10 protein-coding genes are annotated in these 11,289 nt (G+C 56.9%); 7 read left to right on the top strand and 3 right to left on the bottom strand.

What is annotated here, in order from left to right; translation table 11 throughout:
* Window positions 1-179: 179 nt before the first annotated feature.
* The 7 genes from IPZ49_RS21345 (at window position 180) to IPZ49_RS21315 (ending at window position 7,498) form a co-directional block, all read left to right on the top strand.
* Window positions 180-845 carry an HAD family phosphatase gene (locus IPZ49_RS21345; RefSeq protein WP_080296615.1) on the top strand — a complete coding sequence of 222 codons (666 nt, stop codon included), beginning with the start codon at window positions 180-182 and terminating at the stop codon, window positions 843-845.
* A 297-nt stretch (window positions 846-1,142) separates the two neighbouring features.
* Window positions 1,143-2,297: a mandelate racemase family protein gene (locus tag IPZ49_RS21340; protein WP_063932713.1), complete on the top strand. Its 1,155-nt coding sequence runs from the start codon at window positions 1,143-1,145 to the stop codon at window positions 2,295-2,297.
* A 33-nt stretch (window positions 2,298-2,330) separates the two neighbouring features.
* Complete coding sequence (locus IPZ49_RS21335; RefSeq protein WP_063624470.1) at window positions 2,331-3,947, top strand: ABC transporter substrate-binding protein; 1,617 nt, start codon at window positions 2,331-2,333, stop codon at window positions 3,945-3,947.
* Entirely contained in the window at window positions 3,944-4,981 is a 1,038-nt protein-coding gene (locus IPZ49_RS21330) for an ABC transporter permease (RefSeq protein ID WP_017693076.1), read from the top strand. Before IPZ49_RS21335 ends, IPZ49_RS21330 begins: the two co-directional genes overlap by 4 nt.
* The gene (locus IPZ49_RS21325; protein ID WP_015572358.1) at window positions 4,978-5,883 is read left to right on the top strand and encodes an ABC transporter permease; all 906 of its coding nucleotides are present in this window, start codon (window positions 4,978-4,980) and stop codon (window positions 5,881-5,883) included. Before IPZ49_RS21330 ends, IPZ49_RS21325 begins: the two co-directional genes overlap by 4 nt.
* Window positions 5,855-6,715 (top strand): ABC transporter ATP-binding protein, encoded by an 861-nt coding sequence (locus IPZ49_RS21320; RefSeq protein WP_032104614.1) that lies wholly within the window; start codon window positions 5,855-5,857, stop codon window positions 6,713-6,715. The genes IPZ49_RS21325 and IPZ49_RS21320 overlap by 29 nt, the downstream gene beginning before the upstream one ends.
* Window positions 6,716-6,724: 9 nt before the next feature.
* The gene (locus tag IPZ49_RS21315) at window positions 6,725-7,498 is read left to right on the top strand and encodes an ABC transporter ATP-binding protein (protein WP_023295028.1); all 774 of its coding nucleotides are present in this window, start codon (window positions 6,725-6,727) and stop codon (window positions 7,496-7,498) included.
* A 69-nt stretch (window positions 7,499-7,567) separates the two neighbouring features.
* On the opposite strand, the gene yegS is transcribed toward IPZ49_RS21315, so the two are convergent.
* The 3 genes from yegS to IPZ49_RS21300 all read right to left on the bottom strand — a co-directional run bounded on the left by yegS (window position 7,568) and on the right by IPZ49_RS21300 (window position 11,167).
* Window positions 7,568-8,467 (bottom strand): lipid kinase YegS, encoded by a 900-nt coding sequence (gene yegS, locus IPZ49_RS21310; protein WP_015572360.1) that lies wholly within the window; start codon window positions 8,465-8,467, stop codon window positions 7,568-7,570.
* Between the two features lie 248 nt (window positions 8,468-8,715).
* Complete coding sequence (gene yegQ / locus IPZ49_RS21305; RefSeq protein ID WP_017383261.1) at window positions 8,716-10,077, bottom strand: tRNA 5-hydroxyuridine modification protein YegQ; 1,362 nt, start codon at window positions 10,075-10,077, stop codon at window positions 8,716-8,718.
* Between the two features lie 151 nt (window positions 10,078-10,228).
* The gene (locus tag IPZ49_RS21300) at window positions 10,229-11,167 is read right to left on the bottom strand and encodes a hypothetical protein (protein ID WP_015572363.1); all 939 of its coding nucleotides are present in this window, start codon (window positions 11,165-11,167) and stop codon (window positions 10,229-10,231) included.
* Between the last annotated feature and the right edge of the window lie 122 nt (window positions 11,168-11,289).

The raw sequence follows: 11,289 nt of genomic DNA, 5'->3' as shown, positions 1-11,289 counted from the left end.
AGCACGCTCGGCGTGGTCATTGCCTACACGGCGCTGTATGTCGTGGCCTTCATCCTGTGTCCGTTTATTCGGGTTGAACAGCCTGGGTTTGTTCGTCAGGAAACCTGTAAGGGTGAAACGGTCGGAATTTCGTAATTTATCCAGGCCTGACGGCAGCGTCGGGCCATTCACGGAGACGTATGATGGATGTTAAGGCGGTAATTTTTGACATGGATGGCGTCATCATTGACTCCGAAGGCCTGTGGCGTCAGGCGCAGAAAGCAGCTCTGGCAGGCTGGCGTGCTGAGGTCAGCGACGAAGAGTGTGAGTCACTGACGAAAGGCAAGCGGCTGGATGAGATTGCCCGGACCTGGTGCGAATACTGCAAACTTGAGGCCGATCCTGAAATGATTGAAGCGGCCATTCGTCTGCGCATCATCGAACTGATTGGCCGGGAAGGCAAAGCGATAGAGGGCATCTACGACGTGATGTCGTATTTTCGTGAGGCAGGTTACCGGATTGCACTTGCCACCTCTTCGTCGCATGAAATCGTGCATGCGGTGCTTAAGAAACTCAGGATGGGTCACTATTTTGAGGTCATTTGCAGCGCCGACGATGAACGCTACGGAAAACCGCACCCTGCCGTCTATCTCTCGGCGCTGCGAAAATTAGGCCTGACGGCCTCGCAGTGCATAGTGATTGAGGACAGCCAGAGCGGCTACCGTGCCGCCCTTAGTGCGGGACTCAAAACCCTCATCGTCTCGCCAGCGTGCCATCATGCCAGCTTTAACAATGCCAGTGGCCGGTATGCGTCTATGCATGCGCTGCTGGAAAAGCTTGCCGTTCCAGCCCCGGAAGCGGGTTAGTTGACTGATTTGTAAGCGCAGAAGTTTCCGCGGGTTGTTGCCGGTCAGCATATTCCTGCTTCTGCGCTTACCTTCAAATAACGTCCCCCGATCAACCTCACATTTCCCCGCGCTTTTGTGAAAATTGTCACGTCCGACCGTGCATATGCCCAAAAAATAGCCTCTCCTTAACGCGTTTTGTCCGAGGACGTGCTGATTTTTTATGCTTAAATTACATACTGAAACGCATTTTTAAAATCATAAAACCCCTTTGTCATTTTCTGCTTCTGGGCTTATCGCCGGACTTAAGGACCGATAATGAAAATTGAATCTGTAAACGTCACTGTTTTTCAGTACCCGACGCGTCGGGTCTCTGACGCCGCGGGGCATTCGCATCCGGGGCCGGAGAGCATGGCCAAAATGGCGATGCTGACCATCACGGCAGAAGAGGGCACCCGCGGATATTCGTTCGCGCCGCCGGAAGTGGTGCGCCCCTTTGTGGTCAATACCTTCTTTCGCAAAGTGCTGGTGGGGCAGGACGCATTCAACCGGGAACGCATCTGGCAGGATCTGGCGCACTGGCAGCGGGGAAGCGCGCATCAGCTGACCGAGCGTGCGCTGGGCTTCGTTGAACAGGCGCTGTGGGATCTGATTGGCCGTAAGCTCAACCTGCCGGTCTGGAAACTGCTTGGCGGCTATCGCGATAAGGTGCCGGCCTATGGCAGCACCATGTGCGGCGACGATCTGCCGGGCGGATTATCCACGCCGGAGGAGTACGCCAGCTTTGCCGAAAAGCTGGTGGCGCGCGGTTACAAGGCCATCAAGCTGCACACCTGGATGCCGCCGGTCTCTTTCGCCCCCAATCCAAAGATGGACGTCAAAGCCTGTGCCGCCGTGCGTGAAGCGGTTGGCCCGGACATTGACCTGATGATTGACGGCTACCACTGGTACAGCCGTACCGAGGCGCTGTACATCGGCAAAGCGCTGGAAAAGCTTGACTTCGCCTGGTTTGAAGAGCCGATGGAAGAGGAGAGCATGGCCTCCTACGCGTGGCTGGCGGAGAACCTCTCGATTCCGGTTATCGGGCCGGAAAGCCTGGGCGGAAAGCACCACAGCCGCGCGGACTGGATCAAAGCCGGGGCCTGCGACATCCTGCGCGCAGGGTCGAACGGCGTGGGCGGCATTTCCCCAACGCTGAAGGCGGCGAACCTGGCGGAATCTTTTGGCATGGACTGCGAAATACACGGCAACGGCGCGGCCAGCCTGGCGGTGATTGGCGCCATCAAAAACTGCCGCTGGTACGAGCGCGGCCTGCTGCACCCGTTCCTCGACTACGACCAACCGGCGGCGTACCTCAACAGCCTGGTGGACCCGATGGACGAACACGGCATGGTCAGTCTGCCGACACGCCCGGGACTGGGCGAAGACATTAATTTTGCATATATCGAAGCCAATACCGTCAGCCACGACTGACAGATAAAAACGTACCCTACAGGCGATATATACATGAAACGATCTCCCTTAGCCGGGGCGTGCTTGCTCGCGCTCTCGCTGATGATGGGGAGCGGTGCGGCGTACGCGAAAACGCCGCCCGACCAGCTCATCATCGGCATGAATATGAACAACCTCCTGACCCTCGATCCGGCGGCGATGACCGGTAACGAAGTGGTCGGCATAGTGGTCAATCTCTACGATTCGCTGGTGGAGCTGGACCCGAACGCGCTCACCAACGTCAGGCCCGCGCTGGCGACGTCCTGGGATATTTCGCCGGACCGTAAAACCCTGACCTTTCACCTGCGTGACGACGTTAAATTCCACTCTGGCAACCCGCTGACGGCGGAGGATGTGGTCTGGTCGATGCGCCGTCTGCTGCACCTCAACCTTGCCCAGGCGTCGGTGTGGAAGTCGTATGGATTTTCTAAGCAAAACATCGACAGCCAAATCAGCGCCCCCGATGCCTACACGGTGCAAATTGTTCTGCCTAAGCCTAACGATCCGCAGCTGGTGATCTACTCCCTCGGCGCGCTCGGCAACCTCGGCGTGCTCGACAGCAAAACGGTGCAGCAGCACGCGGTGAATAACGACTGGGGCAACCGCTGGCTTACCACCAACGAAGCGGGTTCCGGCCCGTTTATGCTGGAAACCTGGCAGGCGAAGGACATGCTGCGCATGCAGCGCAACCCGCAATACTGGCGGGAAGAACCCAAAATGAGTCGGGTGGTGCTGCGTCATTTCCAGGAGTCACAAACCCTGCGCCTGATGATTGAGAAAGGCGACCTCGACGTTGCCAACAACATGGCGGTGGCGGACATTAACGCCCTGCGCAAAGACCCGCAGCTCACCGTCGAAGCCGTGCAGAAAGGCACGGTCTACTACGTGGCGATGAGCATGAAAGAGGTCCATTTCGCTAACCCGAAGGTGCGCGAAGCGGTGCGCTATCTGATTGACTATCAGGGCATCAACAGCGCGCTGATGCCGGGCTACGGCGTGCTGCACCAGCGCCCGATCAAGGCGGGTATGCCGTCCACGCTGCCGGACCCGGGCTATAGGCTCGATATCCCGCGCGCCAGAAAGCTGCTGGCGGAGGCGGGCTACCCGGACGGGTTTGACACCACCCTGCGGGTGCTGGCGGATCAGCCGTTCCTCAATATCGCCATCGCCGTGCAGTCGACGCTGATGCAGGCGGGCATCAACGCCAAAATCATCACCGGCACCGGGAACCAGATTTACGGCGCAATGCGCGAGCGCAAGTTCGACATGCTGGTGGGGCGCGGCGGTAGCGGCGTCGAACCCCATCCGCACTCCAGCCTGCGGGCGTTGGTCTATAACCCGGACAACAGCGATGAAGCCCGTCTGACCAACTTCCAGGGCTGGCGTACCAGCTTCTACGACAAGCCGCTCAACGAAATGATCGACAAGGCCCTGCTGGAGCGCGATCCGGAAAAACAGATCGCCGACTACCAGCAGATCCAGGTCCGCTACGACGCGCTGATCCCGGCGATGATCCCCCTGTCACAGATGGTCGATTCGGTGGTGGTGCGTAACGAGGTGAAGAACTTCCAGTCGCACCCGTCGGCCACCACCTTCCTGCGTGAGGTCTACAAAACCGGAGGTGACAAATGAGCGTGGCAATTCTCGCGCCCGGCTCACGGACCCGGCGCTTCTCAAAGCGGTTAACGCAGGTGGTGGTGACGCTGTTCGGCCTTCTGCTGCTGACCTTTTTCATCGGCCGCGTAATGCCCGTTGATCCGGTGCTGGCGATTGTCGGACCGGATGCCGACCACAGCACCTATCAGCAGGTCTATCACCAGCTGGGATTCGACCGGTCGCTGCTGGCTCAGTTCGGTATTTACCTCAATAACCTGCTGCACGGCGATCTGGGCAATGCCCTGCTGACGGGTAAACCGGTGACTGCCGATATTCTGCGCGTCTTCCCGGCGACGCTCGAGCTGGCGACGATGGCGATTATCGTCGGTGCGGGTCTGGGCATTCCGCTGGGCGTACTGGCGGCGGCGCGGCGCAACAGCGTTTCCGACTACGTGGTGCGCATCATCAGTCTGGCGGGTTATTCCACGCCGATTTTCTGGGTCGGGATGATGGGGCTGCTGCTGTTCTACGCCTGGCTTGGCTGGGTGGGAGGCGCGGGACGTCTGGATCTCGGACTGGAGGGGGTAGTCCCACGCCGCACCGGACTGATGACGGTGGATGCGCTGCTGGCCGGGAACGGCGCGGTGTTCTGGAACGCCATTAACCATCTGGTTTTGCCCGCGTCGCTGCTTGGCTTCCACTCGCTGGCCTATATCAGCCGCATGACCCGCAGCTTTATGCTGGCGCAGCTGTCGCAGGAGTTCATTATCACTGCCCGGGTGAAGGGCTTAACTGAACGTCAGGTGATCTGGAATCACGCGTTTCGCAACATTCTCGTGCAGCTCCTGACGGTAGTGGCGCTGGCCTACGGCTCGCTGCTGGAGGGGGCGGTGCTGATTGAAACCGTCTTCTCCTGGCCGGGCTTCGGTTCGTATCTCACCGGCAGCCTGCTGCTCGGGGATATGAACGCGGTCATGGGCTGCGTGCTGCTGGTGGGGGTCATCTTCGTGATGCTGAACCTGCTCTCCGACATGCTGTATCAACTCTTTGACCCGAGGACGAAATCATGACCGTTTCTCTGGATTCGCCGCTGGGGACCGGGCCATCCGAACGCCGCCAGCGTATCAGACGCACGCTGGGCCGCGCCGCGGGCTTCGTCGGCAAGATGGCGCGCAATCCGCTCACCGCCATCGGCGGCGGGATTATCCTGCTGCTGCTGATTGTGGCGGCGTTTGCCCCGCTGATCGCGCCGTACAACCCGCTGGTGCAGGACCTCAATAACGCGCTGGTCGCCCCGAACGCACTGCACTGGTTCGGCACCGACGAGTTTGGCCGGGACATCTTCAGCCGGCTGGTGTACGGCGCGCGCATCACGCTCTACATCGTGCTGCTGGTCTCCGTGACCGTTGGCCCGCTGGGGCTGCTGCTGGGCGTCACCGCAGGCTACTTCGGCGGCAGGGTGGACGCGGTGCTGATGCGCGTCACCGATATCTTTATCTCCTTCCCGAGCCTGGTGCTGGCGCTGGCGTTTGTCGCGGCGCTCGGGCCGGGGCTGGAGCACGTGGTGATTGCGATTACGCTCACCGCCTGGCCGCCGATTGCCCGTCTGGCGCGCGCCGAAACCCTCTCTCTGCGCCAGGCCGATTTTATCTCCGCCGTGCGGCTTCAGGGTGCTTCCCCGGTGCGCGTACTGTGGCGTCACATTGTCCCGCTGTGCCTGCCGTCAGTGATTATCCGCATCACCATGAACATGGCGGGGATCATTCTCACCGCCGCCGGGCTGGGCTTTCTTGGCCTTGGCGCACAGCCGCCGGAGCCGGAGTGGGGAGCGATGATCTCCAGCGGTCGTACCTACATGATGGAGTGCTGGTGGGTGGTGACTATTCCGGGGCTGGCGATCCTGATCAACAGTCTGGCGTTCAACTTCTTAGGAGATGGCCTGCGTGACATCCTCGATCCTCGTAGCGAATAACCCGATGCTCGACGTGCGCGATCTCCACGTCGATTTTATCAACGGCGACGCGGTCACCCACGCGGTGCGCGGCGTCTCTTTCCAGCTCGGACGCGAAAAGCTGGCGATTGTCGGTGAATCCGGTTCCGGTAAATCTACCGTCGGGCGGGCGCTGCTACGCCTGCATCCGGCCAAAGCGCAGATCCGCGCCGCGCGGATGCAGTTTGGCGATGTCGATTTACAGGCCGTCAGCGAGGCGCAGATGCGCGGCATTCGCGGCAAGCGCATCTCGATGATCATGCAGGACCCGAAATACTCCCTTAACCCGGTGGTGTGCGTGGGCGACCAAATTGCCGAAGCCTGGCTGACCCATCATCCGGGGCGCAAGGCGGAAGCCAAAGCCAGAGTGCTGGAGATGCTCGACGTGGTGCGCATTCGCCAGCCGGAGCGGGTGTATCACCTCTGTCCGCACGAGATTTCCGGCGGGCAGGGGCAACGCATCATGATCGCCATGATGCTGATCGCCGATCCCGAGCTGGTCATTGCCGACGAGCCGACTTCGGCGCTGGACGTGTCGGTGCGTTTGCAGGTGCTGGGGTTACTGGATGACCTGGTGCAGTCCCGCGGTCTGGGGCTGATCTTTATCAGCCACGACATCAACCTGGTGCGCAGCTTCTGCGACCGGGTGCTGGTGATGTACGCCGGACGGGTGGTGGAGTCGATTGCCGCGAAGGATCTGCACAACGCCAGGCATCCCTACACCCAGGGGCTCATCAGCGCGCTACCGGAAATCAACCATCGCCGACCGACGCTGCCGGTATTACAGCGTCAGGCCAGCTGGCTCACCGAGTAAGGAGCAGAGATGATCGAGATACAACACCTTAACCTGACGTTTGGCGAGGGCGAGAAGCGTAATCAGGTGCTGGACGATGTGAATATCAGTGTGAGGGACGGCGAGATTTACGGCCTGGTGGGGGAGTCCGGTTCGGGCAAAACCACGGTGCTGAAATGCCTTGCCGGGCTGTTTACCCACTGGGAGGGCGAGCTGGCGATTAACGGCAAGCGGCTGGAAAAACGTATCAGCCAGGAACGCTGCCGCCGGGTGCAGATGGTATTTCAGGATCCGTACGGCTCTTTGCATCCGCGTCACACCATCGGCGATATTCTGGAAGAGCCGCTGCACATTCACCGCATAAAAAATCGGGAGCGGCGCGTTCACGCCCTGCTGGATAAAGTTGGGCTTAACCGGGCGTTTCGCGATCGCTATCCGCACCAGCTTTCCGGCGGGCAGCGCCAGCGCGTGGCGATTGCCAGGGCGCTGATTCTGGAGCCGCAGGTGCTGCTGCTGGATGAACCTACCTCGGCGCTGGACGTCTCGGTTCAGGCGGAAATCCTCAACCTGCTGGCGGAACTTCAGCGTGAGTCGAACCTGACCTACCTGATGGTCACCCACGATCTGGGCGTGATTGCCCATCTGTGTCAGAAGGTGGCGGTAATGCAGTATGGCAAAATCCTTGAAAGCCTGACGGTGGACGAACTGGTCGCCGGGCAGGCCAAAACCGACTATACGCGGATGCTGGTCAATGCCTCACAGCAGTATTCCCGCGAGATGGCGCGGGAGGTGGCGGTGTATTAGGTAGCCGGGTGGCGGCTACGCGATCGGTCCTGTAGGCCGGGTAAGGCGTAGCCGCCACCCGGCAAACCATCAGCGCAAGAGCTGACAATCCGGCGGTAATCGGCACTGCAACGCGCCCGGAACAACTTCGATGCGGAATTTCTCTCCGCTCAGCGGTTCGCCATCAAGGTTAAAGGTCATGCCGTGTGGGGCGATCACTTCAAACCACGCGGATTTCCCGGCGATGATATTGGGGCTCTCCTCTGGCTGCGTCAGCGTCGTAAACAGCGCGGGCAGCAGCCCGTCGCCAGTAAAAATGCGCAACTGTAGCTGACCATCATTAATCAGGGCTTCCGGGCAAAGCTGCTGTCCGCCGCCTGCCTGACGTCCGTTGCCGATACCAATCACCAGCGCGTCGCCCTGCCAGTGGAAGTTCTCACCGTGGATTTCACAGCTGTCGGGCTTGAGGGTGTCCATGCGCATCAGGCCGTGAATGAGGTACGAGACGCCGCCCAGCGCGGCTTTCAGCTTCTCCGGCGTTTCGCTGGTGATCCGCGTGCCGAAACCGCCCGTTGCCATGTTGATAAAACAAGTTCTTTCATTCACCTGCGCAATGTCGACGGCGGTCGCTTTCCCGAGGATAGCCAGTTGCAGCGCTTTGCCTAAATCCTCAGGTATGCCGGCGCTGGTGGCAAAATCATTGGCGGTACCGAGCGGTAAAATGCCCATCACCGGGCGATGTGCTGTGTTGAGGTCAATAAGCGCACCAGCGATCTCGTTGATTGTTCCGTCGCCGCCGCCTGAAATGATGGTCTCAGCGCCTAACCTGATGCCTTCGTCGATATAGCGTGCCGCATCGCCTTTTTCAAAGGTCACCCGCACGTGAATGCGCGCGCCATCTTCACGCAATTCGGTGATCGCCTGGCGCAACAGATCGTTGCCTGCACTTTTGCCATTGAGAATTAATAAACTGTCTGGATAGGATGCCATCCGGGTTGCTCCCTTTTTTAACTATAGAAAGAGTGTATCCCAGAGAAGGAAAAAGCGGGTAAGAACAGGATGAAAGGCAAAAAATAAGCCCGCGTAAGGGAGATTACGCAGGCTAAGGAGGTGGTTCCTTGTACAGCTAGCATTTATGGGTTATGTTTTTCAGCGGGGGGATAATACCCGTATTGAACGAAGCGGTATGTGATCCGATTCTAAGAATTATCCCAGCGTGAAAAAATCCCGTTGATTGACTATTTGCCGTGTGGATTTCGGGTATTTTCACCTTCAAAATTACGCATCAGCAGCGCAAACTCCAGCTCTACCTCTTCAGGAACCGGCAGCCAGACCACATGGCCGTCGCCAGGAGCGACCTCTATCGCCTCACCTTTTTTGTTTTCCAGGTGCTCCAGGCGGAAGTTCATGTTGCCCTGAGGCGTCATCAGCTCCAGGCTGTCGCCTTTAGTGAATTTGTTTTTTACGGCGACGGCGGCCAGCGGACCTTTACGTTCGCCGGTGAAGTCGCCTACAAACTGCTGGCGTTCGGAAATCGAGTAGCCATGCTCGTAGTTCTGGTAGTCGTCGTGGGTGTGACGGCGCAGGAAACCTTCGGTATAGCCGCGATGCGCCAGACCTTCCAGCGTTTCCAGCAGGCTGGTGTCGAACGGTTTGCCGGCGGCGGCATCGTCGATGGCTTTGCGATACACCTGTGCGGTACGGGCGCAGTAGTAGTAAGACTTGGTGCGGCCTTCGATTTTCAGGGAGTGTACGCCCATCTGGGTTAAACGCTCGACGTGTGCGATGGCGCGCAGATCTTTGGAGTTCATGATGTAGGTGCCATGCTCGTCTTCGAAGGCGGTCATGTATTCGCCCGGACGTTTGGCTTCTTCGATCATAAACACGCTGTCGGTAGGCGCGCCGATACCCAGCGTTGGCTCAACGTTGGTGACCGGGATCGGCTCGTGTTTGTGCACGATATTGCCGATGTCATCTTCTTTGCCTTCCTGAACATTATATTCCCAGCGGCAGGCGTTGGTGCAGGTGCCCTGGTTCGGGTCACGCTTGTTGATGTAGCCAGAGAGCAGGCAGCGGCCGGAGTAGGCCATGCACAGCGCGCCGTGAACGAAGATTTCGATCTCCATATCCGGCACCTGGGTGCGGATCTCTTCGATCTCTTCGAGGGACAGCTCGCGGGACAGAATGACGCGGGTCAGCCCCATCTGTTTCCAGAATTTCACCGTTGCCCAGTTGACGGCGTTAGCCTGCACCGAGAGGTGAATGTCCATCTCCGGGAAGTTCTCCCGAACCAGCATGATTAAACCCGGGTCCGACATGATCAGCGCGTCCGGCCCCATCTCCACGACCGGCTTCAGGTCGCGAATGAACGTTTTCAGCTTGGCGTTGTGCGGCGCGATGTTCACCACCACGTAGAATTTTTTGCCCAGGGCATGCGCTTCATTGATGCCGAGCTGAAGATTCTCGTGGTTGAATTCGTTGTTACGCACGCGCAGCGAGTAGCGCGGCTGGCCCGCGTAAACGGCGTCGGCACCATAGGCGAAAGCGTAACGCATATTTTGCAGCGTTCCCGCCGGGGAAAGGAGTTCCGGTTTAAACATGTTTGTTCTCGTTCTGATGACAGGTCAGATCCGCGTGCACCTGGTGCAGCGGTAAGGGGAGATCCCCCACTTTAAGGGCGGGCATTGTAGCGCTGCGGGGCGGGGAGGTAAAGCGCCTCACCCCTTTCAGATGACATAATACTTCGTATCTTTAAACCATTAGCGATATGACATACAAACACAAATATATTAAAGCAAGTAGAATAATACCGGCGATAAGAATGAAACCAATGGCATTCATCGTAGCCGTTCCAGAATACTTGACTGTCCAGATGGCAACTGTTCGAATGTTATGCAGTATTTTTGTGATCATATAGCTGATGAAAACAATAAGCAGCGTCAATTGCGTAAACATGGAAAGGTAAAACATGATAGCCTGCGGAATGAAGTAGTTAGATATTGCCCCTTTTGAGGTAAAGATAATCATGGTTTCGTTATCGATGAAATCCAGTGAAGACCGTATCACTTCCAGCGGGTTCCATGTCATTACAGGTCTGTCTTCAAAATACAGGCCTTGCTGGATATAGAGGTCCTCAATCGAAGCATTTTTAAGATGGGTGACGATAAGTGTAAATGAGAGCATAACGCCCAGAACAATTGAAGAAAAATAAACGATCGATTTTACAGACGAAAACCCTTTCGATAGACCTGCGTTAATGTAAGCTCTGATAAGATAAATTGACATCACATCAAGCAGTAAAGAGTACCAAAAGCCAAAATGAATAAAGTCATGTAATGCAACTTTAATGGTCAATGGCAGATGTTGAGGAATGATGTGCTCAGGATTTCTAAAAGTCAGCACCCAGAGATACCAAACTACAAATAAGATACTGGAATATAAAATCAATAAAAACGGTATGGTAATTAATTGCCTTTTTGAGAATGCATGATTACCGAATGCCAGGAAAAAAGCGCTTACCCATTGCTCGGAAAACTTGGTTATTCTGTTTTTTTTAGGTATGAGGAGTTCTATTTTTTGTATTGCTTTTGTTTTCATTTTTTTATTATAAGCAAATAACCCCAAGAAAAGGCTGGCAACGCTTATAGCTGTGGTGATGATAATGAATAAATTACCAATAACATTTTGCATTTCTTGAAGCCGTAATATTGTGATTTATTTCGTTTTTAACATCAAACATTACAATTTGCAATTGTCAAATCAGGTAGGGGTGTTGTTAGAAAGTGAATGTTATGAAGAACGATGATTACCTG

This window comes from Enterobacter cloacae complex sp. S2 (genome assembly GCF_015159675.1).
Lineage (GTDB): Bacteria > Pseudomonadota > Gammaproteobacteria > Enterobacterales > Enterobacteriaceae > Enterobacter > Enterobacter intestinihominis.
The sequence above is the reverse complement of the archived record's forward strand: the minus strand, read 5'-3'. Positions and strand labels throughout refer to the sequence as shown.

What these genes read in the sequence shown, in the direction of transcription:
- IPZ49_RS21345 (WP_080296615.1), top strand. Translation starts at nt 180, where the DNA reads ATGATGGATGTTAAGGCGGTAATTTTTGACATGGATGGCGTCATCATT.
- IPZ49_RS21340 (WP_063932713.1), top strand. Translation starts at nt 1,143, where the DNA reads ATGAAAATTGAATCTGTAAACGTCACTGTTTTTCAGTACCCGACGCGT.
- IPZ49_RS21335 (WP_063624470.1), top strand. Translation starts at nt 2,331, where the DNA reads ATGAAACGATCTCCCTTAGCCGGGGCGTGCTTGCTCGCGCTCTCGCTG.
- IPZ49_RS21330 (WP_017693076.1), top strand. Translation starts at nt 3,944, where the DNA reads ATGAGCGTGGCAATTCTCGCGCCCGGCTCACGGACCCGGCGCTTCTCA.
- IPZ49_RS21325 (WP_015572358.1), top strand. Translation starts at nt 4,978, where the DNA reads ATGACCGTTTCTCTGGATTCGCCGCTGGGGACCGGGCCATCCGAACGC.
- IPZ49_RS21315 (WP_023295028.1), top strand. Translation starts at nt 6,725, where the DNA reads ATGATCGAGATACAACACCTTAACCTGACGTTTGGCGAGGGCGAGAAG.
- yegS (WP_015572360.1), bottom strand. Translation starts at nt 8,467, where the DNA reads ATGGCATCCTATCCAGACAGTTTATTAATTCTCAATGGCAAAAGTGCA.
- yegQ (WP_017383261.1), bottom strand. Translation starts at nt 10,077, where the DNA reads ATGTTTAAACCGGAACTCCTTTCCCCGGCGGGAACGCTGCAAAATATG.
- IPZ49_RS21300 (WP_015572363.1), bottom strand. Translation starts at nt 11,167, where the DNA reads ATGCAAAATGTTATTGGTAATTTATTCATTATCATCACCACAGCTATA.